Origin of the sequence: Corynebacterium sp. LK2510, assembly GCF_040946405.1 — a bacterium.
Lineage (GTDB): Bacteria > Actinomycetota > Actinomycetes > Mycobacteriales > Mycobacteriaceae > Corynebacterium.
In genome coordinates, this window is sequence record NZ_JAYWLR010000001.1 from 322,376 (window position 1) to 345,503 (window position 23,128).

Annotated in this window: 22 protein-coding genes; 19 read left to right on the plus strand and 3 right to left on the minus strand. The window is 64.3% G+C overall.

Annotation, left to right across the window (positions count from 1 at the left end; translation table 11 throughout):
• The first annotated feature begins 1 nt into the window (after position 1).
• Genes VVR41_RS01555 through VVR41_RS01605 form a run of 11 tightly spaced genes read left to right on the plus strand, consistent with a single transcriptional unit; the run spans position 2 to position 11,959 of the window.
• Positions 2-916, plus strand: a complete 915-nt coding sequence (locus VVR41_RS01555) for a helix-turn-helix transcriptional regulator (protein WP_368523307.1) — start codon at positions 2-4, stop codon at positions 914-916.
• Positions 906-1,850 carry a helix-turn-helix transcriptional regulator gene (locus VVR41_RS01560; RefSeq protein ID WP_368523308.1) on the plus strand — a complete coding sequence of 315 codons (945 nt, stop codon included), beginning with the start codon at positions 906-908 and terminating at the stop codon, positions 1,848-1,850. The genes VVR41_RS01555 and VVR41_RS01560 overlap by 11 nt, the downstream gene beginning before the upstream one ends.
• Positions 1,851-1,882: 32 nt before the next feature.
• Positions 1,883-2,164: a Sec-independent protein translocase subunit TatA gene (tatA, locus tag VVR41_RS01565; protein ID WP_321102345.1), complete on the plus strand. Its 282-nt coding sequence runs from the start codon at positions 1,883-1,885 to the stop codon at positions 2,162-2,164.
• 51 nt (positions 2,165-2,215) lie between these two features.
• Complete coding sequence (tatC, locus tag VVR41_RS01570; RefSeq protein WP_368523346.1) at positions 2,216-3,139, plus strand: twin-arginine translocase subunit TatC; 924 nt, start codon at positions 2,216-2,218, stop codon at positions 3,137-3,139.
• Positions 3,140-3,144: 5 nt separating this feature from the next.
• A complete protein-coding gene (locus VVR41_RS01575) occupies positions 3,145-5,904 on the plus strand; it encodes a DEAD/DEAH box helicase (protein WP_368523309.1) in 2,760 nt (919 codons plus the stop codon).
• A gap of 2 nt (positions 5,905-5,906) precedes the next feature.
• Positions 5,907-6,980: a M24 family metallopeptidase gene (locus VVR41_RS01580; RefSeq protein WP_368523310.1), complete on the plus strand. Its 1,074-nt coding sequence runs from the start codon at positions 5,907-5,909 to the stop codon at positions 6,978-6,980.
• A gap of 11 nt (positions 6,981-6,991) precedes the next feature.
• Entirely contained in the window at positions 6,992-7,714 is a 723-nt protein-coding gene (locus VVR41_RS01585) for an SDR family NAD(P)-dependent oxidoreductase (protein WP_368523311.1), read from the plus strand.
• 18 nt (positions 7,715-7,732) lie between these two features.
• Positions 7,733-8,926 (plus strand): lipase family protein, encoded by a 1,194-nt coding sequence (locus tag VVR41_RS01590; protein WP_368523347.1) that lies wholly within the window; start codon positions 7,733-7,735, stop codon positions 8,924-8,926.
• A 9-nt stretch (positions 8,927-8,935) separates the two neighbouring features.
• Positions 8,936-9,463 (plus strand): FxsA family protein, encoded by a 528-nt coding sequence (locus VVR41_RS01595; RefSeq protein ID WP_368523312.1) that lies wholly within the window; start codon positions 8,936-8,938, stop codon positions 9,461-9,463.
• Positions 9,464-10,963: an apolipoprotein N-acyltransferase gene (gene lnt / locus VVR41_RS01600; RefSeq protein ID WP_368523313.1), complete on the plus strand. Its 1,500-nt coding sequence runs from the start codon at positions 9,464-9,466 to the stop codon at positions 10,961-10,963.
• A gap of 12 nt (positions 10,964-10,975) precedes the next feature.
• Positions 10,976-11,959 carry a polyprenol monophosphomannose synthase gene (locus VVR41_RS01605; RefSeq protein WP_368523314.1) on the plus strand — a complete coding sequence of 328 codons (984 nt, stop codon included), beginning with the start codon at positions 10,976-10,978 and terminating at the stop codon, positions 11,957-11,959.
• Between the two features lie 36 nt (positions 11,960-11,995).
• Here VVR41_RS01605 and VVR41_RS01610 read toward each other — a convergent pair whose 3' ends face one another.
• A complete protein-coding gene (locus VVR41_RS01610) occupies positions 11,996-12,376 on the minus strand; it encodes an RNA polymerase-binding protein RbpA (protein ID WP_321100926.1) in 381 nt (126 codons plus the stop codon).
• 130 nt (positions 12,377-12,506) lie between these two features.
• On the opposite strand from VVR41_RS01610, the gene VVR41_RS01615 reads away from it, so the two are divergent.
• Together VVR41_RS01615 and VVR41_RS01620 are read left to right on the plus strand one after the other, a co-directional pair.
• Complete coding sequence (locus VVR41_RS01615) at positions 12,507-12,836, plus strand: hypothetical protein (RefSeq protein ID WP_321100924.1); 330 nt, start codon at positions 12,507-12,509, stop codon at positions 12,834-12,836.
• Positions 12,833-13,549, plus strand: a complete 717-nt coding sequence (locus VVR41_RS01620) for a YceI family protein (RefSeq protein ID WP_368523315.1) — start codon at positions 12,833-12,835, stop codon at positions 13,547-13,549. Before VVR41_RS01615 ends, VVR41_RS01620 begins: the two co-directional genes overlap by 4 nt.
• Positions 13,550-13,631: 82 nt before the next feature.
• On the opposite strand, the gene VVR41_RS01625 is transcribed toward VVR41_RS01620, so the two are convergent.
• The gene (locus VVR41_RS01625) at positions 13,632-14,921 is read right to left on the minus strand and encodes a class I SAM-dependent methyltransferase (protein ID WP_321100920.1); all 1,290 of its coding nucleotides are present in this window, start codon (positions 14,919-14,921) and stop codon (positions 13,632-13,634) included.
• Positions 14,922-15,073: 152 nt separating this feature from the next.
• Between VVR41_RS01625 and VVR41_RS01630 the strand changes: the two genes are divergently transcribed.
• The 5 genes from VVR41_RS01630 (at position 15,074) to VVR41_RS01650 (ending at position 21,153) form a co-directional block, all read left to right on the plus strand.
• The gene (locus tag VVR41_RS01630) at positions 15,074-16,474 is read left to right on the plus strand and encodes an NAD(P)/FAD-dependent oxidoreductase (protein WP_368523316.1); all 1,401 of its coding nucleotides are present in this window, start codon (positions 15,074-15,076) and stop codon (positions 16,472-16,474) included.
• Between the two features lie 239 nt (positions 16,475-16,713).
• The gene (locus VVR41_RS01635; RefSeq protein ID WP_368523317.1) at positions 16,714-18,819 is read left to right on the plus strand and encodes a pyruvate formate lyase family protein; all 2,106 of its coding nucleotides are present in this window, start codon (positions 16,714-16,716) and stop codon (positions 18,817-18,819) included.
• Positions 18,801-19,100 (plus strand): autonomous glycyl radical cofactor GrcA2, encoded by a 300-nt coding sequence (grcA2, locus tag VVR41_RS01640; RefSeq protein ID WP_368523348.1) that lies wholly within the window; start codon positions 18,801-18,803, stop codon positions 19,098-19,100. The genes VVR41_RS01635 and grcA2 overlap by 19 nt, the downstream gene beginning before the upstream one ends.
• Before the next feature lie 7 nt (positions 19,101-19,107).
• Positions 19,108-19,983 (plus strand): pyruvate formate-lyase-activating protein, encoded by an 876-nt coding sequence (gene pflA / locus VVR41_RS01645; RefSeq protein ID WP_321100914.1) that lies wholly within the window; start codon positions 19,108-19,110, stop codon positions 19,981-19,983.
• Between the two features lie 96 nt (positions 19,984-20,079).
• The gene (locus VVR41_RS01650) at positions 20,080-21,153 is read left to right on the plus strand and encodes a magnesium and cobalt transport protein CorA (RefSeq protein ID WP_321100913.1); all 1,074 of its coding nucleotides are present in this window, start codon (positions 20,080-20,082) and stop codon (positions 21,151-21,153) included.
• A 7-nt stretch (positions 21,154-21,160) separates the two neighbouring features.
• Here VVR41_RS01650 and VVR41_RS01655 read toward each other — a convergent pair whose 3' ends face one another.
• Positions 21,161-21,598 carry a PaaI family thioesterase gene (locus VVR41_RS01655; RefSeq protein ID WP_368523318.1) on the minus strand — a complete coding sequence of 146 codons (438 nt, stop codon included), beginning with the start codon at positions 21,596-21,598 and terminating at the stop codon, positions 21,161-21,163.
• Between the two features lie 37 nt (positions 21,599-21,635).
• Between VVR41_RS01655 and gndA the strand changes: the two genes are divergently transcribed.
• On the plus strand, positions 21,636-23,123 hold the full coding sequence (gene gndA / locus VVR41_RS01660; protein ID WP_368523319.1) for an NADP-dependent phosphogluconate dehydrogenase: 1,488 nt from the start codon (positions 21,636-21,638) through the stop codon (positions 23,121-23,123).
• Positions 23,124-23,128 lie beyond the last annotated feature (5 nt).

Consider the following 23,128-nt stretch of genomic DNA (forward strand, 5'->3'; position numbering starts at 1 on the left):
CGTGGCGGACGGCAACGCGATTGAGCGTCTGACAAACCTCACATTCGCGCTGCTGGGGTCCGAACGCCCGCGCGACTACGAGTGGGTGTACGCGCACGTCTCCGGCTACGCCCCGCGCGCCACCGAGGCGTTCCAGCGCCAACTCAATCGCGACATCCAGACCATCCGCCGCGCCGGCGTGCCCGCGCGCATGGAGAACGGACTCGTCTGGGTGAACAAGGACGCCTACGAGCTCCCGCCAATCGAGTTCACTGATGAGGAAGCAACCGTGCTCGGCCTCGCCGGCGACCTGGGTCGGACAGGCAGCCTCGGGGCGTTCGCCCGTTCTGGATGGGCCAAGCTCGCGGCCTCTGGTGCGACGAGGACCTTCGACGGGCCGACGCTCGATAGCGTGGACAACGACGTTTTGCGCCTCGACGCCGAGACGGTCAAAGACGTCACCGCCTGCGTCCGAGCCAAGTCGTGCATGTCGTTTGATTACCAGCCAGCGCCCACGGCGGCACCTCAGCGCCGGACAATGGCTCCGTGGGGAATCGTGGCGCTGAACAACCGCGCCTACGTGGTCGGCTACGACACCGAGCGTGACGGGGAGAGAGCGTTTCGCGCCATGCGCGTCAACAACGTTCGCCGGACGGCAGGACGCTACGTTGAGCCAGACAGGGCCCTGCAGGACATCGTCGAGGACATCCTGCGCGGGCCGGTCACCGATGCCCGCATCACCCTCGACAGCGGCGTCGGCGGCGCGGAGCTTGCGGCACGCGGGGCGCGCGAGGGCAATGAGATCGTCCTTGCCGGGGTGGAACGCGACTGGCTGGTGCGCACCCTGGCGAGCCTCGCGCCACATGTGCGCCGCATTGAGCCTGAAGAGGTGCGGGTGGACGTCGTCAAGCTTTTGGAGGCACTCGGTGAAAGATAGTCCCGTCAAGCTCGAAGGCCTGGTCCGCTCGCTGAACCTGATCCCGTATCTGCGCCAACACCCCGGTGCGACCCCCATGGAGATCGCGCGCGACCTGGGCTACAGCCACGACGACGTCATGGCCGACCTGACCCGGCTCAGCATGTCGGGCGTCGGCAACGGACCAGGGGAGCTCATCGACCTGGTCGCGTCGTGGACCGGGATCACCGTCATCGATGACCAAGGGTTGAACAAACCGCTGAGGCTCACCCCCACAGAGGCAAACGCCCTGTTACTCACCCTCGAGTCCCTCGAGACCATGCCCGGGCTCATCAACCACGACGCCGTCACATCCGCAGCGGCGAAGCTGCGCCGCGTCGCCCACGGCAGGGGAGTCGAGGATGCGGACCACCCCGCAGGAGACAACGCATCCGTCGCAGCGGTCATCGCGGAGGCGTTAGCAAAACACTTGATGCTCGAAGTGGAGTACTACTCCGCGTCATCGGACACCACCAGCACCCGTACCGTCGCCCCGGTTTCCCTGTTCCACACCGGGGGAGAGACCTACCTGCGGGCTGTAGAAGGCCAGCAGGAGAAATCGTTTCGCCTCGACAGAATCCGCGCCGCCTCGCGCAGTTATGCGGGCACGCACGTGTCCCCGGAGACGTTGTCGCGGAACATCGACGCCGCAGACCCCTTCGGCTTCGCAGACGCGACCAAAGCGACGTTGTTGATCCGCGATACCGCGACGTGGTTGGCCGACTACTGGGAGATCGAGCTCGACGACGTGGCAGGTGCGGACGGCTGGCACGACGCCCGAATGGCGTACGGCAGCCCCGAATGGCTCATACGCTTCTGCCTCAGCCAGGCAGACCGGGTACGCCTTGTGGAACCAGCCGAGCTAGCGCGCGAAGTCGGTCGGAGGGCAGCGGCAGCAGTCGAGGGGTTAAGATAGGTCGATACCGCCGACAACGCGAAAGGAACGCCATGCCTAATCTGGGTTGGACGGAAATCCTCATCATCCTCGTCATCGTCCTTCTGCTCTTCGGTGCAAACAAGCTGCCGGACTTAGCTCGGTCCATGGGCCGCTCCGCGCGCATCTTCAAATCCGAGGTTAAGGAGATGCAAAACGATGACAAGCCTGCGAACGACCCTCGCGCGGAGCTGCCCCGCGGCACCGTGACGCCGGCTCCCGAGACGCAAAGCGCCGCCACGCCGCAAGACGGCTTCTGGGACCGCCCCGAGAATCAGCCGCGGCCGCGCCAGTAAGCCGTGGCACGAAAGCTTCCGCGGAAGGTGAAGAAGAACCCGACCGGGGAGATGTCGCTTGTCGACCATCTCAAAGAGCTACGGCGCCGCCTGATTATCTCGATGGCGGCCATCGCGGTTGGAACCGTCATCGGGTTCATCTGGTACCAGCAGGCGCCGTTTGGCACCGCGCCACTGGGTGAGATCATCCGCCAGCCGTACTGCAACCTCCCAGACCACCTGCGCGCCGACTTCACCCGTGACGGGGAATGCCGCCTTCTGGCCACCAAGCCGTTCGAGATGTTCATGCTCCGGTTGAAGGTGGGTGCCCTCGCCGGGGTGGTTGTGTCCTCGCCTGTGTGGCTCACGCAGATCTGGCGCTTTATCACCCCGGGACTGCACCGCAACGAGAAGCGCTACACCTTCGTGTTCGTCTCTCTCGCGGTGATGCTGTTCGTCGCCGGTTCGGTCCTGGCTTACTTCGTCCTGGACAAGGGTCTGTACTTCCTTATGGGAGGCGGATCAGAGTTCCAGGTTGCTGCCTTGACCGGGCAGGAGTACTACGGGTTCCTGCTGGCACTGATCGTCATTTTCGGTGTTAGTTTCGAGCTGCCACTCGTGATCGTCATGCTCAACCTCGCGGGCATCCTGCGCTACGAGCACGTGCGCAACAAAAGGCGCATCATCATCGTCGCGTTATTCGCCTTCGCGGCGTTCATGACACCCGGCCAGGATCCTTTCTCGATGGTCGCGCTGGCGTTGGCGATGACTCTTCTGGTCGAGCTCGCGTTCCAGTTCTGCCGCATTCGCGACAAGCGCCGTGCGCAAAACCGCCCGGAGTGGCTGGAGCTTGACGACGACGAAGCCTCCGGGCCAGTGTCGTCCTCCGGCTCCATAGCCGCACCCGCTCCCGTCAACCCGCCGGCGAGCACTCTGGTTGAGCGGCCGGTGCGCGACACGCGGCGGGCCGATGACTACTTCAACGACGTACTCTAGGGGGCATGGCTTTACCTGAGCAGCTCCTGGAGGACTTCCGCACGACCCGCCCTTTCCCGCTCGACCCGTTCCAGGTGGACGCCTGTAGAGCCGTTGAGGCAGACAGAGGAGTCCTCGTCTGCGCACCAACGGGGTCGGGAAAGACCATCGTCGGCGAGTTCGCCGTCTACGTTGCGCTGCGCCGCGGCACCAAGTGCTTCTACACCACGCCAATCAAGGCGCTGAGCAACCAGAAGTACCACGACCTGGTCGACGAGCACGGGTCGGAAGCCGTCGGCCTGCTGACAGGCGACGTCAGCATCAACGCCACCGCCGACGTGGTCGTGATGACCACCGAAGTGTTGCGCAACATGATTTACGCGGACTCCCCACAGCTCGAGCGCCTCTCACACGTGGTGATGGACGAGATCCACTATCTCGCCGACCGCGACCGCGGAGCGGTGTGGGAGGAAATCATCCTCAACCTGGACGACTCGGTGTCGCTCATCGGCTTGTCGGCAACGGTGTCGAACTCGGAGGAGTTCGGCGAGTGGCTAGACACTGTGCGCGGCGACACAGCCGTGATCGTTTCCGAAGAACGCCCGATCCCGCTCAGCCAGTTCGTCATGGTCGGCCGGAAGGTCTTCCCGCTGTTCGAACCTGGTACCGGCGGCCGCGTCAACCGCGACCTCGAGCACGCCATCGAGCGCATCGAGTCCGGCCGGGCCGAGGAGGGCCGCCGCGACTTTGAGGAGGGCCGCGGTTTCCGCTCTCGCGCAGAGGGCCGCCGCAGCGGACGCGATCGCCCGGACAAGATCCGACCTGTGGGCAGGCCCGAAGTCGTCTCCGCGCTCCAGGCACGGGACATGCTTCCGGCCATCGTCTTCATTTTCTCCCGCGCAGGCTGCGACGGCGCACTGTTCCAATGCCTGCGCTCGCGCAAGGAGCTGACCACACCCGAGGAGCAGCAGCTCATTGCGGAGATCGCGGATGCCGGCGTAAAGGATATTCCGGAGGAAGATCTCGACATCCTCAACTACCGCCAGCTGCGCACCGCGTGGTCTCGCGGATTCGCCGCTCACCACGCCGGGCTGTTGCCCGCGTTTAAACACATTGTGGAGGAGCTGTTCGTTCGCGGACTCGTTCGGGTTGTCTTCGCCACGGAGACCCTCGCGCTCGGCATCAACATGCCTGCGCGCACCGTCGTGCTCGAGAAGCTGGTCAAGTTCAACGGTGAGGCCCACGTCGACCTGACCCCGGGCCAGTACACCCAGCTCACGGGTCGCGCGGGGCGCCGCGGCATCGACACCATCGGCAATGCCGTGGTCCAGTGGGCTCCGGCGATGGATCCGCGCGAGGTCGCAGGCCTTGCGTCGACACGCACCTACCCGCTCATCTCTTTGTTCCAGCCGGGCTACAACATGGCCATCAACATGCTGAAAATGAACGGCTTCGACGACTCCATCCGGCTCATCGAGCAGTCGTTCGCGCAGTTCCAGACGGACCGCTCCGTCGTCGGTGAGGTCCGCGAAATCGAACGGCACCAGGCGAAGGCGGACAAGCTGCGTGCCCAGCTCGAGCGCGACATTGCGTCTTTCGCGCCGCCTTCCGACGACCCCGCGGCGGACCTCGTCGACTACCTGTGGCTGCGCCGCGACCTTACTGAGGCGGAAAAGGAGATGCGCCGCAACGCCATCGAAGACCGCGCCACTGAGACAGCTGCGATTCTCGGGCGCCTCGAGGTGGGGGAGGTCATCGCCCTGCCCGGCAAGAAGCGCCCCGAACTGGCGGCCGTCGTCCAAGTTGCTGGTAAGCGCAACGACCCGCGCCCGTGGGTGACCACTGAACGCGGGTGGTCAGGGCGCATCGACGCAGCGTCCTTCCGCAACCCTCCGGTCGTGGTGGGACAGATCAAGATTCCCCGCCACATGCAGGACCAGCCGCGCCGCCACACCCGCAAGGTGGTGAGCATGCTTGCCCGCGGTTCCTTCCACGCCCCGAAGCGGCTCAAGGAGCAGGCTCGCACCCGCCCGTCGAAGAAGGTCACTGCCTTGCGTGAAGCACTGCGCAACCACCCAGTGCACGCATGGCCTGCTACGGACCGCGAGATGCTCGCACGGGTGGGAGAGGAGCTGGTGCGCGAGGAGCGCAAGCTCGCCGCGAAGTCCCGCAGGGTGGACTCGTCGACTGCTTCGCTGGGCACCACGTTCGAGCACATCATCGGTTTGCTGACCGAGATGGATTACGTCGAGATTGTTGAAGGCGAGCCACAGGTCACCGACGAGGGCGAGCGCCTCGCGTCCATCCACAGTGTCTCCGACCTACTCGTCGCGCAGTGCCTGAAACGCGGTATCTGGAACGAGCTCGACCCAGCTGAGCTCGCCGGAGTCGCCTCGATGTGCGTCTTCGAGAACCGCAAGGCCACTGGAGGATCTCCGGAGGCGGCCACGGAGCGCATGGCGGAAGCCATGGACGCGACGATGCGCATCTATGGAGAGCTCGTCTCCGACGAACAGCGCCACCGGTTGCCGGTGACCAGGATGCCAGACCCCGGCTTTGCCCTCTCCCTTCACCAATGGACGGCAGGGGCTCCACTCGGATACAGTCTCGCCGCCGCAGCAGAGTCGGGCGCAGAGCTGACCCCCGGCGACTTCGTGCGCTGGTGCCGCCAGGTCATCGACCTGCTCGAGCAAGTTGCCAAGACCGGCTACACCGACGAGATCCGGCGCACTGCGAACAAGGCGATCGACGCCATCCGGCGCGGCGTCGTCGCCATCGGGAGCTAGGCGTGAACCAATCCGTGTACGTAGAGCGAATTCGCCGAGCGCGCCGCGCCGTCGCAGAGAAGGGCAGCGGAGGCGTGGTGATCGGCACCGGTCCCGAACTCGCGTTCTTTACGGGCTCGTGGGCGCAGTCCCACGAGCGGCTGACAGCGCTCGTCATCGGGCCCGATGGAGCTCCGCGGTTGGTCGCGCCACTGACGGACGTCGACAGCTTCCGCGTCGACGGGGTGGAGATCGTCGGCTGGCGCGATGGAGACGATCCATACGAGCTGGTGGTGCACGCCCTCGGCGACGGCCCCGTCGGGCTCGGAACCTCTCTGACTGCCGACCACGTGCTCCGACTCCAGCGCCTGGTTCCGACAAGCGTTCTCGCGGCCGATCTTCTGGCAGACGTGCTCATGGCCAAGGAACCTGACGAGATCGCGCAGCTGCGCCGCGCCGCGGAGGCGATCGACCGAGTCCACCAGCGAGTCCCGGAACTCCTGCGGGTCGGCCGGACCGAGAACGAGGTAGCCCACGACATCGCCGAACTCATTCGCGCGGACCACGAGAGCGTCGACTTCATCATTGTCGGATCCGGGCCGAACGGAGCCAATCCGCACCACAGCCACTCCCAGCGCGTCCTCGCCAAGGGCGACCCCGTCGTAGTCGACCTTGGTGGGTCTCTGGACACTGGATACCACTCCGACTGCACCCGGACCTATGTCGTCGGCGCCGAGCCCGACCCAGAGGTCACGGCGGCCTACGAGGTCCTTGCCCGCGCCCAGCAGGCAGCCTTCGAAGCGGTGCGCCCCGGGATCTCAGCTGGCGAGGTCGACGCGGCGGCACGCGAGGTGATCGGAGAGGCCGGCTACGGCGAATTCTTCACCCACCGCACCGGTCACGGCATTGGCCTCGCGCTGCACGAACGTCCCTTCATCGCACCGGGTGAATCCACCGAGCTGCGCGAGGGCATGGCGTTTTCCATTGAGCCGGGCATCTACATCCCCGGGCGCTGGGGCATGCGGCTCGAGGACATCGTGGTCGTTGACGCGGAGGGCGCGGTGCGCCTGAACCGGGTGAGCCGCACACTTCGCTAGCATTGTCCTGCATGAGCGACGGCACGATCCTCCTGCTTGGCGGAACCAGCGACATCGGCGGGGAGGTCGCGGTTCGGCTGTGCCGCAACCGCGACGTGGTTGTCGCGCTGCGCGACGTGCGGCGTGGGGGAGGCGTCGAGAAGCGATTGCTCGCTGCGGGCGCCGCAGACGTGAAGCTGGTGCCCTTCGAGGCGACGGACCTCGACTCGCACCGCCGGATTATCGAGGAGGCGGGCGACGTGACCACCGCGATCGTCGCCTTCGGCATCCTCGGAAACCAGCAGCTCGCCGAACGCGACGAAACCGAAGCAGCCCGCATCGCGACGATCGATTACCTGGCCCAGGTCAACGCCTTGACCGTCCTCGCCGACCAGATGCGCCGCGGGGAGATTTTCGCGTTTTCATCGATCGCAGGCTGGCGCGCCCGTCGGGCCAACTACGTCTACGGCTCCACGAAGGCGGGCCTCGAACCGTTCTGCCAGGGTCTCACGGACCGCCTGCACGGAAGCGGGCTCGTTCTCATCACTGCCCGCCCGGGCTTCGTCATCGGCTCCATGACCGAGGGCATGACACCGGCCGTCATGTCCGTCACCCCGGACGTCGTCGCAGACGCCGTGGTGGCGGCCGCCGCGAGGGGCCGCAGCGCAACAGTGTGGGTGCCGGGGAAGCTGCGGCTGCTCGCCGCCGCAATGAGGTGTGTGCCGCGCTTCATCTGGCGCCGCATGCCGCGTTAGGAGGCATCAGTGCTCTCTATGCTCATGCGCGCGACCCTGCCGTACGCGGTTGACGCGCTCAGCCTGTTTCCGCGCACCGACCCGGACTTCGGCGCGGCGACGTGGCTGACGGGGGTCACGCCCGGCACGTTGCTGCGCGCGACCGAGGTCCACCCAGTCGGCCTGCGCACCCGGCTCAACCCGGTCAGCGCGTACCGCATCGACTACGCCACATCAGATTCGCGCAGCCGCTGCCTCACCGCCACCGGTGCCGTCATCCGGTCGCGCCGACCATGGCGCGGGAATGTCCCCCGCCCGACAATCGCGTTCGCACCGTCGACCCAGGGGGTGGCGCCGCGCTGCGACCCGTCCTATTCCTGCACCGTGGGATTCGCGGTGCGCCGCCGCCCCTGGGACGCGATCGCGGCCTACGAACAACCGGTGATCAGCCTATTCACAGCAGCTGGGGCGGACGTCGTGCTCACCGACTACCCGCGCGACCCAGAGGACAACGTCCAGCTCTACGGCGACCACTTCTCCGCGGCGCGCTCGCTTGTCGACGCCACCCGGGCCGCCCGCGCCCTCGGCGTCGGCACCCAGGCTTTGGGTTTGTGGGGTTATTCGCAGGGCGGCGGCGCTGTCGGCGCTTGGTTGGAGGAACCCGAATACGCCCCCGAGCTCCAGCCGCTCGCCGCTGTGGTGGGCGCACCCCCGGCGAACCTCACCGACGTTCTCTCGCATGTCGACGGCTCCATGCTCGCGGTTGTGGCGCTCTACGCCGTCGCCGGGCTCGTGGCCTGGGACGCCGCACTCGCCGAGGAGGTGTATTCGGTTCTCAGCCCCGCCGGTGCACAGGCAGTAGTGGAGGCAGGGAGTGTCTGCGCCATTGGTGCCGTGGTCAACCGCCCGTGGGCGCGCACGGAAGAGTGGACAACGCTGGGTGTTCCCATGTCGGACGTCCTCGAAAACCTGCCTCATACCGGCGCGCGGCTTGGGGACATGGCGCTCGGCAACCGCCGGCCGCTGCACATCCCGACCCGTTTCTGGGGTGCAGTCAACGACGACGTGATTCCCTTCGCCAGTCTGGCCCACCTCTCCCAGCAGTGGGGGATCGACCTGGAAGCGCGGCGCCTACGCCGCATCCCGGGGAGGACCGGAGCCAACCACATTGCCCCGTATTTCCTCCACGCGCCGCGCGACGTGAAATGGCTCTTGGATTCCGTTGCCGGGTAGTCTGGCCGCATGAGGCTCCTTCTTTTTGCTTATTTCATCGTGGAAGTCCTCGCCTTCATCGGGGTGTCACAGCTCATCGGTATTGGGTGGACGATTCTTGCGGTATTCGCCCTTTCTGTTGTAGGCGGTTTCATTGCGAGTGCGACGCTGCGAAATTCCGTCGCGCGCACCGCGTACGGTCCCGGTTCACTTGATTCGCTGGGCCGTCTCGCGGGCGACAGCGCGATCCTGATGGTCGGGTGGGCACTGTGCATCATTCCCGGCTTCGTGTCGTCGCTAGCAGGCCTGCTGCTTGTCTTCCCGCCGACACGGGCACTGATCCGGCGCAGCCTCACGGCGAAGACAACCGCGTCGATGGAGCAGTTCGGGATGAAGGTCTACACCTCCTCGCCTATGGCGCAGCATAGGACGAGCTACGGCAGCTTTACGCAGACGTCGGAAAGCTCTGCCGACGTCATCGACGCAGACGAGCTGGAGAAGTGGTACCGCGAGGACAGTGCGCGTGACGAGGACCGGCCGAACGGGGGCGAGCGCTAGGTGGTCATCCTCGCCCGCCTCGCCCTCGCCGCAGCGTCGGGCGTGCTGGTCTACTTCTCGTATGCGCCGCACGGTCAGTGGCTCCTCGGGTTCGCCGGGATCGGGGCCTTTTTCGCCGCCCTTTTGCCGTGGACAAGCCATCGCCCGGGGGCGAGACTCGGAGCACTCCTCGGCTTCACCCACGCGGTGGCCCTATATCTGTGTCTCCTGCCGTGGATCGGTGAGTTCGTCGGCGCGCTGCCGTACGTGGCGCTGTCGTTGTTCCTGGCACTCGCGTCGATCCCGGTCGGCGCGCTGGGCGTCCTCGCAGGGAGGCACCGCTTCGGGGCTGTCCTGTTCGCCTTTATCTACCTGTTCTGGGAATGGCTGCGCTCTAGCGTGCCGTTCGGGGGTTTTCCCTGGGTGCGCCTGGCGTGGGGGCAGATCGACGGTCCGCTTCGCCACCTCGCCCCGCTGGGAGGTCCCGCGCTGATCACCCTGGCGATGGTGTTGGTCGCGGCGGGCCTCGTCACCGCCATTGCTTATCGACGCCCCCTCGCCCTCGCTGTAGCCGCAGCACCGGTGGCCTTCGCTGGCGCAGCGGGAGCGGTTCCGTCCGCGGCAGACAGTGGGGAAGTGACCGTTTCCGCGGTGCAGGGCAACGTTCCCCGTCTCGGGCTGGACTTCAACGCCCAGCGCCGCGCGGTGCTGGCCAACCACACCGCCGAAACAGTCCGCCTTGCGGACTCCGGTGCCCGGCCCGACTTCGTCGTGTGGCCGGAGAACTCGTCCGACGTGAACCCGTTCGCGGACGCCGAGGCCGCGGCGCTTGTCGATGAAGCCGTCCAAGCTATCGATGCCCCCATCCTTGTCGGCACACTGACCCGCGACGAGGTAGGCGCCCGCAACACTATGGTCGTCTTTGACCCGGAGACTGGCCCGGGGGAGTACCACCACAAGAAGTGGCTGCAGCCTTTTGGCGAGTACATGCCGATGCGCGACTTCTTCCGGATGTTCTCCGAATACGTCGATCTCGCAGGCAACTTTAAGCCGGGAGACGGCGACGGAGTCGTCACCATCGCCGGGGTGAAACTGGGCGTGGCAACGTGCTACGAAGTCGCGGTAGACCAGGCGTACCGCACCGCTGTTCGCGCCGGGGCACAGATCCTCGCGACGCCGACGAACAACGCGACATTTGGCTTCACCGACATGACCTACCAGCAGATGGCGATGAGCCGGATGCGCGCGATTGAGACAGACCGCGCCGTGGTCGTGGCCGCGACCTCCGGCGCATCTGGGATCATTTCCCCGGACGGCACAGTCCTGCAGAGCAGCGGCATCTTTGAGCCCGCCCTTTTGACCGAGACGCTTCCGCTGCGCGAAACGGTCACTCCGGCGGTGCGCTTCGGCACACAACTGGAGTGGGTCATGGTTGCGCTCGGTTTGGTGGCGATGCTGCTGTCACTGCGTAGTGCGCGGAGCGAGTATGCTGCTGGGGAGACGAAAAACCCCGCTTCATAAGGAGAAATACCTGTGGCGAACACCACGCTGGTGATCATCCCCACCTACAACGAGGTGGAGAACCTCCCACTCATCATCGACCGCGTGCTCACGGCCACCCCGGACGTCGACGTCCTGGTCGTCGACGACAACTCACCTGATGGCACGGGTGCGAAGGCAGACGAGCTCGCCCAGGAGCACGAGCAGGTGCACGTCGCGCACCGCACCGCCAAGGAGGGGCTGCTCGCTGCATACCGCGAGGGCTTCGAGTGGGGCCTGGAGCACGGCTACGAGGTGATTTGCCAGATGGACGCCGACGGGTCCCACGCCCCGGAGGAGCTCCATAGGCTTCTCGACGCCATTGCCGACGGCGCCGACCTCGTCATCGGTTCCCGCTACGTCGACGGCGGGGAAGTGAAGAACTGGCCGCGCAATCGCTACCTGCTGTCGAAGTGGGGAAACCGCTACATCGGTCTCGCCCTCGGCGGGGACGTGCGCGATATGACGGCCGGGTTCCGCGCCTTCCGCCGTGAGGTTCTCGAAGACATTGACCTTTACGACCTGTCCACCAAGGGATACATTTTCCAGGTGGACATCGCCCGCACAGCTATCGACGCCGGGTTCGACGTCCGAGAGGTTCCCATCACGTTCGAAGACCGGACACTGGGGGAGTCGAAGCTTGATGCGAGCTTCGCTGGCGAGTCGCTGGTGGAGGTGAGCAAGTGGGGCCTGGAGAAGCGCACGACGCTCATCAACAACCTGACCGAGGAGGCCAGCCGGCAGGTGCACCACACCCTTGACCGCTCGAGTATCTGGAAGCGCGGTCGCGCCGCCAGCGCCGCCCCAGAGGGCCTTGCGAACCTGGTCGGGGAGGGGGCGAGGGAAGCCTCGCGCCAGCTCAAGCGCTCTGGTGTTGGCGAGTTGCCGCGTCGCGCCGCTCGTGCCGCGGATACCGCTGTGGAGTTCGTCCGCGAGGTGTTTAGAACCGAGCGCCACGACGACACGGACGCGAAGTAGGACATGAAAAAACCCGGGTGATCACCCGGGTTTTTCTTATGCGTTGTTCTGCGCTTCCTGTTGCTCCTTGGCCAAGCGCGCAGCCGTGCGTCGGCGCTTGCGCAGCTGGTCGAGGCGCTCCTCGAGCAGCACATCGAGCTCCTCGATGGTGCGGCGTTCGCGCAGCATGTCCCAGTGGGTGCGCGGCGGCTTAACCGGCTTCGCTTCGGTGCCTTCGCCCTCCATGAGGGTTCCCACCTGGCCGTTCTTGCACATCCACTCTTCGGGGATCTCAGCGTCGTCGGCGAACGGGACGTCGAAAACCTCACCGCTCGGGGTGCGGTACTTCGCCATTTGGCGTGGAGCGAGATCGTGATCGCGATCAGTCTCGTAGCTCACAGCACCCATTCGACTACCGCGCAACACACGATCAGCCATGCGGTTCCATCCCTTCGCTCGATTGTTCTCTAACGTCTCAGGCCCACTCAATGGGCCTAGATACATCGAGTATAACGGTCACGGCTACGACTTTGTTCCCGCCCTCGGTAGCGTGCGCTAAGCTAGCCGTGTGCCATCCAGCAAGACCGCCACCTGCGCGTGGTGCGGGCGAGAGTTGCCCGAGCAGCCGGGCCGGGGTAGGAAGCGCAAGTACTGCGGGCCGTCATGCAAGCAACGCGCCTACGAGCAGCGCAATAACGTCTCTGGCAGCGACATTCCTGCCGAGGCGGTGATTATTCACCCGGTCCGAGCGGCTGAGATGCGCGATAGGCTGTTTGAATTGCGGTGCGCCGCAGAAGACGTCGCCACGGCGCATGCCGAGGGTGCTGACACCCAAGAAATTCGTCACTTATGTGACGAATTAATTGATATCGCGAGGAAGTTGGAGAAGTTAAGGTGAAACCCATCGAGAACAAGAAGCGCTCGCAGAAACCCATCATCGTTGTCGGTGTGCTCTTCATTGCAGCGCTCGCTGCCTTGGCGTTCGTCCCGTTGATCTACGCTATGGTCGCTGGCGGAGGGGGCGTCAAAACGGAAGGTATCGACGAGGCGAGGCTCAAGCCTGCGTCAACGGACCTCGATGGGACGTGGACCGTCACCTCGGGGCCTGGCGCCAATCAGTCCTCGGCTGGCTTCACATTCTTCGAGATCTTGCCCGCGGAGGAAAAGGTCACATCCGGCTCGACGCGCGACGTCGACGGTGACGTCCAGATCGAAGCTGGCACGCTGCGCTCCGGAGAGATCTCCGTCGATCTGACAACACTGACCACAGACAGCGACGTTCGCGACGCCAACGTCCAGTCTAAGATTCTGCACACCGAGACCTACCCGGAGGCGACCTTTACGCTCACCGAGGCCGCGGACCTGACTCACGTCCCAGACGATGGATCCATTGAGACCGTAGAGCTCACCGGAGATCTCACAATCCACGGGGTCACCAACTCCATCACACACACCTTTGCGGTCGCGCGCTCCGGCGACCGGCTGCTCGTTGCCGGCGGTGTGCCGATCAATCGCACGGACTACGGCGTGGAGACGCCGGATTTCGTAGCCGCAAAGATTGCCGAGGACGGAGAGCTCAATATTCGCCTCAATTTGAGAAAGACAGACTAGGCCCACATATATCGGTAATTACGTCACATGACGTAATTAAACCCTATTGTCCGATAATGTACATTATGTCAAGTAACGCTGGTTACCGTAGTCCCCTGCGGTGCCGCGGCACCAGCGTCAGCTGAACCAAGTCGATCATGCCCAAGCGCGCCAGCGCCTCGCGCACGGCGAACTGCCACTGCCACAGACGCCGGTACACCGGATCAAACCCGTCGGCAGCCGCCTCGCGCAGGTGCGCGTCGAACCAGCGGCGCTGGATGCGCAGCGACGGCTCGAGGTGTTCCTGTGCATGCGTCTCTGCGATGATCCGGAGATTGGTGCGCTTGTCGACGATCCTCGCGATCTCGGTGGGCGTCGCAAAGCTCAGCCCCGGCCACACGTAGGCGCGCAATGAATCCGCGGCTGCATCCGCCGCTACCGAGTAGGCCGGCGTGCGCGTCACCGTCTGCAGAGCCACCCGCCCGCCAGGCTGTATGAGCGCCCCGAGCGCGCGCAGGTAACCGACTTTGGCGCGGTCTGAAAGGGTCTCCAACTTCTCCACAGAGATCACCGCGTCGTACGCACCCCCCGAACGCGTCGCGTCTGCGCCGACCTCAATGTGCACCGCGTCGCGGATTCCCGCGAAGATGAGGCGCTCACTAAGTGCGTGCGCGACGGCAGAGTCCGCAGTGCGGACATCAACGGTCGCACGGCGGCGCGCCGCCTCGATCGCCACGAGGCCACCCGAGGCCGGGTGCTCGACGACGTGGGTGCGTGCTGAGACCCGGGCGGCGTCGAGAAGCATCTCCACCGAGCGGCGCTGCGCAGGCGCGAGATCGCCACGCTGCGCACCGAGCGGCGCACCGATATTCGTCACATCGACGTAATGCGCTGCCGGTTCGTTGCGCCTGCCGGCCCCCGGGACATACGACGACACCATCGTCCGCTCGGTGGTCGGAACCCCGGTGGCGAAATGCCCCATGAACGCGCTCATCGAATCCTCGGCGAAATGCTGGACCAGCTCAGGTGGAACATCCCCACCCGCGTTGCCGCCGGGCGCGACCGCAGCCTTCGGGCGATAGCCGGAGCGGATCAGGGATTCGACGACACCGACCAACGCATCCGTGTCACTGACAGTCCACTCGCCTGCCATGAAGCCTTCGGCAAGACCCACCCAGCCGCTTGTGGCGAGACGGGTAAAGAGCTCCTCGTGTTCCACCGCAATGTCGGCGCCGGCAACGGGATCGAGTTCGATCCCCGCCTGCGCACAGGCCTTCGCAAATACCTTTTCCGCCCTGCGGGCCCGCGCCGCCACAAACGAGCCTGTTGGAAGTGTCGCGACCCCCGGCCAGGCGGTGGCGTCAACAGTGTCGAGGTGAGAATGAGTCAGCACGCACCACACCTTAATCCCCTGCTCTGGCTTCAACATCGCGCCACGACGGGGCCACCCCATATCCGATGGGATACTCCGCGTAGTATGGACGCGTCAGCATAACTGCTGTGTTTTAGATTACAGGTGCACGATGATCGAAGGAGACGATTCTGATGGCTGAGAGAGCCGAACGTCCGGCGGGCAACCGCCACCACGTCGTTGTTATTGGTGCTGGTTTCGGCGGTATTAACGCCGTACAGCAGCTTGCCGACGCGGATGTGGACATCACGCTGATTAACCGCACGAACCACCACCTTTTCCCGCCGCTGCTCTACCAGGTGGCCACTGGCCTCCTCTCCTCCGGCGAGGTCGCTACTTCGGTCCACCAGATCCTCAAAGGGCAGAATAACGTCCGCGTCGTTCGCGGCGATGTTACCGACGTGAACGTCGACGGTTCGATTGTGACCTTCACTGAGGGTGAGCGCACCGTTGAGGTTGAGTACGACTCCCTCATCGTCGCTGCGGGCGCGGGCCAGTCCTATTTCGGCAACGATCACTTCGCCGAGTTTGCGCCGGGCCTGAAGACCCTGGACCATGCACACGAGGTGCGTGCACGTCTCGTCACCGCCTTCGAGCGTGCAGAGCTTGCAGAATCCGCAGAGGAGCGCGAGCAGTTCCTCACCTTCGTCGTCGTGGGTGCAGGCCCGACTGGCGTAGAACTCGCCGGTCAGATCGCCGAGTTGGCCCACCGCTCCTTCGAAGGCCAGTACAAGAACTTCGTGCCCTCCCAGGCAAAGATCATTCTTATCGACGGCATGCCGCAGATCCTTCCCCCGTTTGGCAAGCGCCTCGGCAAGAAGGCTCAGCGCGCACTCGAAAAGCGCGGCGTGACCGTGGTCCTCAACGCCATGGTCACCAACGTTGACGCAGACTCCGTCACGTACAAGGACTCCAAGACGGAAGAGGAAACCACAATCCTCTCCGCGACCAAGATCTGGTCCGCTGGTGTCCAGGCTTCCCCGCTGGGCAAGACCATCGCTGAGCAGGTCGGTGTCGAAGCCGAGCGCAACGGCAAGGTTCCGGTCAATGCGGACCTCACCGTGGGCGACAAGTCCAACATCTTCATCGTTGGCGACATGATGAGCCGCGACCGTCTCCCCGGTGTCGCGCAGGTGGCTATCCAGTCCGGTGAGTACGTCGGCACAATTATCAAGGAGCAGGTCGAGCACGACGTCGCGCCGGAAGACCGCGATCCTTTCGACTTCTTCGACAAGGGTTCCATGGCCATCGTGGCCCGTTTCAACGCTGTCGCGAAGATCGGCAAGGTCGAGCTGTCCGGCTTCATCGGGTGGCTCTTGTGGCTGCTCGTTCACGTTTCCTTCCTTGCTGGATCGCGCAACCGCCTCGTGTCCGGCCTCACGTGGATCTTCAACGCTGTCTCACCGAACCGCTACAACCTCGCAACTACCCTGCAGCAGATGCACGCACGCACTGCGCTGGGCAAACTTGCCGAGCTTTCTGCGGAGGATTCGAAGTCCATGCCTGAGACGCGCGACTTCAACGGCGAGAACTAACCGTTATTCGCTTCCCCACCCCCGGTGCCCACGATGGTGCCGGGGGTGCGGTGTTTTTGGGGTCGTCGATAAGCACAAATACGCCCCAAAGAGTAGGGCGAATATCACGTCAAAGAGATTTAGACTATGTGTAATGCGGGGTTTACACTATTGGACATGAAGCGGTCTGCGCTATTTAGTTGCTTGTGTGAGCGTGAACCGCTTCGTAATTCAGCAACCTGGAAAGGACATCTCAGAACGTGACTGAAGTTTCTGAATCCCAACGCACCGCGTGGGAAGGTTTCGCCACCGGCCCGTGGACGGAATCGATCGACGTGCGCGACTTCGTTCAGCGCAACTACACCCCCTTCGACGGCGACGCCTCCTTCTTGGCCGGCGCCACGGAGAAGACGCTGCGCCTGTGGAACCACCTCGATTCCACCTACCTCGCGGTCGAACGCGAGCGCCGTGTCTACGACGTCGACACCGACACCCCCGCCGACATTGACGCTTTCCCGGCTGGCTACATCTCTGAGGACGACAACGTGATTGTCGGCCTTCAGACCGACGTTCCGACCAAGCGCGCCATGATGCCCAACGGCGGCTGGAGGATGGTCGAGCAGGCCATTCACGAGGCTGGCAAGGAGATCAACGAGGACGTCAAGAAGATCTTCACGAAGTACCGCAAGACCCACAACGACGCGGTCTTCGACATCTACACCCCGCGTATCCGCGCGGCGCGTTCCTCCCACATCATCACCGGTCTGCCCGACGCCTACGGCCGCGGCCGCATCATCGGTGACTACCGCCGCGTCGCCCTCTACGGCGTCGACGCCCTGATCGAGGAGAAGAACCGCTCCAAGGACGCACGCCTCGGCGAGGACTTCTCCGAGCACTGGGCACGCTACCGCGAGGAGCACTCCGAGCAGATCAAGGCTCTGAAGAAGCTCAAGACGATGGCTGCCTCCTACGGCTTCGACATCTCGGGCCCGGCAACCAACGCGAAAGAAGCCGTCCAGTGGACGTACTTCGGCTACCTCGCATCCGTCAAGAGCCAGGACGGCGCCGCCATGTCCATCGGTCGCCTCTCCCCCTTCTTCGACATCTACTTCGAGCGCGACCTCGCAAACGGTGTCCTGGACGAGACCGAGGCACAGGAGATCATCGACGCGCTCGTGATCAAGCTGCGCATCGTGCGCTTCCTGCGTACCGAGGACTACGACCAGATCTTCTCTGGTGACCCGTACTGGGCAACCTGGTCTGACGCCGGCTTCTCCGAGGACGGCCGCCACCAGGTCACCAAGACCGCGTTCCGTCTGCTGCAGACCCTGCGCAACCTCGGCCCCGCCCCGGAGCCGAACATCACCATCTTCTGGGACCCGGAGCTGCCCCAGGGCTACAAGGACTTCTGCGCCGCGATCTCCATCGAGACCTCGTCCCTGCAGTACGAGTCCGACAAGCAGATCCGCGACAAGTGGGGCGACGACGCCGCCATCGCGTGCTGCGTTTCCCCGATGAAGGTCGGCAAGCAGATGCAGTTCTTCGGAGCTCGCGTCAACTCTGCCAAGGCCCTGCTCTACGCCATCAACGGCGGCCGCGACGAGGTCAGCGGCAAGCAGATCACCGACGGTGACCACACCCCGATCGAGGGCGACGGCCCGCTGGACTTCGACGAGGTCTGGGAGAAGTACGAGCTCATGCTCGACTGGGTTGTTTCCACCTACGTCGAGGCGCTCAACATCATCCACTACTCGCACGACAAGTACGCATACGAGTCCATCGAGATGGCGCTGCACGATTCCGACATCGTCCGCACCATGGGCTGCGGCATCGCAGGTCTGTCGATCGTGGCGGACTCCCTGTCGGCCATCAAGTACGCCAAGGTGACCCCGGTGCGTGACGAGACCGGCCTGATCGTCGACTACAAGACCGAGGGCGAGTTCCCGCTCTACGGCAACGACGACGACCGCGCCGACGACATCGCCGCAACGATCGTCCACACCGTGATGGAGAAGATCAAGGCGATCCCGCTCTACCGCGACGCGATCCCGACCCAGTCGGTGCTGACCATCACCTCCAACGTCGTGTACGGCAAGGCGACGGGATCCTTCCCGTCTGGCCACAAGGCCGGCACCCCGTTCGCTCCGGGCGCAAACCCGGAGAACGGTGCCGACAGCCACGGCATGGTCGCCTCGATGCTGTCCGTGGGCAAGCTCGACTACAACGACGCCCTCGACGGCATCTCGCTGACCAACACCATCACCCCGACGGGCCTTGGTCGCGACAAGGATGAGCAGGTTTCCAACCTGGTCGGCGTTCTCGATGCCGGCTTCATCATGGACGAGACCTGCCCCAACAACAAGTAACCCAACCTCACCTAAGAAGGAGAATCACAATGTCTGCTAAGACCTTCAACGAGCGCCTCGACGCCATGCGTGCCAACCGTGCCCAGCACGAGCAGGAGGCTGGTCTGTACCACGCCAACATCAACGTGCTGGACGAGTCCACCCTCGAGGACGCCATGGAGCACCCGGAGAACTACCCCAACCTCACCGTTCGCGTCTCCGGCTACGCCGTGAACTTCGTGAAGCTGACCAAGGAGCAGCAGCGCGACGTTATCTCCCGCACCTTCCACCAGGGCGCGTAAGAGTTAAATGGCAAACGATGGCATCTCAGGCCGCGTCACGCTCTCGCCTGAAGTAGGTGAGCGCGTCCGCGGTGTCGCAAGCGGACTCGGTGGTCTGTCTACAGACAACCTGGAGATCACCAGGCCCGAGCTTCTCGACGCCCGCCGCACCGGCGATATCGGACTTGTCCACTCGTGGGAGTTGGTCACCTCCGTCGACGGCCCCGGAACGAGAATGACTGTCTTTCTCTCTGGGTGCCCGCTGAGGTGTCAGTACTGCCACAACCCGGACACGATGGAGATGAAGGAAGGCACGCTCGAGCGCGTCGAAGACGTGGCGAAGCGGATCATCCGCTACAAGCGCATTTTCGACGCGACCGGGGGCGGGGTCACCCTCTCCGGTGGCGAGCCGCTGTTCCAGATCGCCTTCACTCGGCGGCTGCTCCGTCTGCTCCACGACGCAGGCATCCACACTGCGGTTGACACCTCGGGCTACCTTGGTGCGCGTCTCACCGATGATGATCTCAGCACCATCGACATGTTCCTCCTCGACCTCAAGTCTGGGGATGAGGAGACATACCAGCGCGTCACCGCCCGTGAACTCGCACCGACGATCGCTTTCGGCGACCGCCTCAATGCGATGGGCAAACGAGTGTGGTTGCGCTTCGTGCTCGTCCCGGGCCTGACCGATTCGCCCGAGAACGTCGAGCGCGTAGCCGACATCGCTGGCCGTTGGGCGAGCAACGTCGAGCGCGTCGAGGTTCTCCCCTTCCACAACATGGGTGCGGACAAGTGGAAGAAGGTCGGTCTTCCGTACAACCTCGAAGGTGTCTCACCACCGGATGCTGAAACAGTCAACCGGGTCCGAGAGACCTTCCGCAGTCGAGGCTTGACCGTCTTCTAGGCGCCACCTCGCATTTACCGCCCTAGCGCTCCCGTTTCGTTTGAACGGGGGCGCTAGGGCGTATTATCTGGAAAGTCCGGTCTGAAGGGAGGGCCCATGCCGCCACGTATTCCGCTTCCCCGCCAGCGCCCAAAGCGCCCGAGCGCGGGCAGTCCCGCAATCGTTCCGGTCCCGATCGAACGATCCACCGACTTTTGCCGCATTTTCGTAGACGGCAAGCGGCTCCCCGGTGAAGCCCGCCTGACGCAGGCTCTCGCCATCGCGAACCAGCACGAGAATGCGTTTGTGTGGCTCTCCCTGCGCGAACCGACCAACACCCAGATGGAGCGCCTCGGCGAGCTCTTCGGACTCCACGAGCTCATCGTCGACGATATCGTCGCCGCCCACCAGCGTCCCAAGGTAGAACGCTACAACGACCAGTTGTTCTTGGTCGTTCGCTCCGTCTACTACCGCGACGACGAAGAAGTCCTCGACGCGCGCGAGATCATTTCCACCGGTGAGGTGCAAGTGGTGGTCGGCCCGAATTTCGCCATCACCATTCGCCACAAGGCACCGCTGCCCGATCTCTCCGCCCAACTGGAGGAGGATGAGGAGCTTGCCATCCTGGGTCCGGCCGCTGTGGCATGGAAGATTTCCGACTACGTCGTGGACAACTACCTCCGGGTCAGCCAAGCGCTGAGCCGCGACGTCGACGACCTGGAAAACGAGGTCTTTACCCCGAGGCGCGAGATCAACATCGACAAGATCTACATGTACAAGCGTGAGATCCTTGAGATGCGCCACGCGATCGACCCGCTCGGGCCGGCGTTGCGCAACGGGTTGATGAACAACAAGGACATGCTGCGCAAGACGCTGCGCTCCTACTTCCGCGACGTCCAGGACAACGCGATGATTGTCAGCGACCACGTCTCCAGCTTCGACGAGCGTCTCTCGTCGCTTCTCGACGCCTCCGTGGCGAAAGTGTCCATGCAGCAAAACAGCGACATGCGCACGATCTCAGCGGTCGTCGGTATGGCAGCGGCGCCCACCATGATCGCCGGCATCTACGGCATGAACTTCGAGTACATGCCGGAGCTGGCGTGGCGCTGGGGTTACCCCGTGGTGCTGCTGATCATGGGAACGGTAATGGGCGTGATGTATTGGTGGTTCCGGCGCAACCACTGGCTCTAGGGTGTGGTTAGGGCTCGCGCAGGATCATTAGCCGGAGGTTGGTTGTGGCCACGAGTCTTCCCTCCTGACGCATCTCGACGCGCCACAAGTGGGTGCTCTTGCCGATGTGGACAGCAATCGCCTCACCTTCCACCCGGCCGTTTGTGACCCCCTTGAGGAACTCGGTGCTGTTTCCCATACCGACCGCCGGGGCACCCGCCGCCGCCATCGCCGCGACGGAACCGAGTGTTTCTCCCACGGAGCACAACACTCCCCCGTTGGCCAGGCCCATTGGCTGGTGGTGGCGCGGCTCAATGTCGATGTAGCCCTTCACTGAGTCACTGGCAACATGCGTGAGGACGATGCCGAGGGTGTGCGATAGACCACTATCGTTTTGGGCAAGCTGCGCTAATTCCTGTTCATTTAATGCGGTTTCGAGAACCTGGGATCCCAATCGAGGCTTCATATCTGGCAATGCTACGTGCGTGCGTAGGATGTGGGGCATGAATTCTCCCGCTGAATCCTCTGCAACTTCCACCACCCCGACCGGCACAGCCGACATCGGTGTCATCGGTATGGCCGTCATGGGGTCCAACCTGGCGCGCAACTTCGCCTCCAAGGGGCACACGGTCGCCCTGTTCAACCGCTCCCCCGAGCGCACCCGCGCGGTTGTGGAGCAGCACGGCGCTGAAGGCAACTTCGTGCCTGCAGAGACGATTGAAGAGTTCGTCGCGTCGCTGAAGCGTCCGCGCCGCGCCGTCATCATGGTCCAGGCGGGTGCCGCCACAGATGCCGTCATCGCGCAGCTCGCCGACGTCATGGATGAAGGCGACATCATCATCGACGGTGGTAACTCGCTGTTCACTGACACGATCCGTCGCGAAGCTGAGATGTCCGCCCGCGGCCTCAACTTCGTCGGCGCCGGCATTTCCGGCGGCGAGGAGGGTGCGCTGCTCGGCCCGTCGATCATGCCGGGCGGGCCCGCTGAGTCGTGGGAATCCCTTGGCCCGCTGCTCGAGGACATCGCCGCGAAGGTCGACGGTGTGCCGTGTGTGACACACATCGGCCCCGATGGTGCCGGGCACTTTGTCAAGATGGTCCACAACGGCATCGAGTACGCCGACATGCAGGTCATCAGCGAGGCCTACCACCTTTTGCGCTACGCAGCCGGAATGGAGCCCGCCGAAATCGCCGACGTGTTCGCGGAGTGGAACAACGGTGACCTGAACTCCTACCTGATCGAAATCACCTCCGAGGTGCTGCGCCAGGTGGATCGCCGCACAGGCAAGCCGTTCATCGACATCATTCTCGACGCCGCCGGTCAGAAAGGCACCGGACGCTGGACGGTCAAGGAAGCACTCGACCTCGGCGTGCCGGTTACCGGCATCGGCGAGGCCGTCTTCGCCCGTGCCCTTTCCTCTGCGCTCGCCCAGCGCCAGGCTGTTCAGGACGAGGGCCTGCCTGCCGGCCAGCTCACGTCGCTCGAGGAGCTTGGCATCGACCGGGCCCAGTTTGTGGAGGACGTTCGCCGCGCACTCTACGCCTCCAAGCTCGTGGCGTACGCGCAGGGCTTCGACGAGATCAACGCGGGCTCTGCCGAGCACAACTGGGACATCACCCCCGGTGATCTGGCGCGTATCTGGCGCGGCGGCTGCATCATCCGTGCCAGCTTCCTCGACGTGATCACCCGCGCCTACGAAGACAACCCCACTTTGCCGTCGCTGCTGCTCGATCCCTTCTTTAAGTCGGAGCTCGAAGGGCTCGTAGATTCCTGGCGCAGGGTCGTCGTTGCCGCGACCCAGACGGGCCAGCCGGTGCCGGTGTTCGCATCGTCTCTGTCGTACTACGATTCGCTGCGCGCGAAGCGCCTGCCGGCCGCGCTGATTCAGGGACAGCGCGACTTCTTCGGCGCCCACACATACCGCCGCATCGACATGGAGGGCACGTTCCACACCGCGTGGTCGGGTGACCGGGAGGAGCTGGACTACTAAGAGGG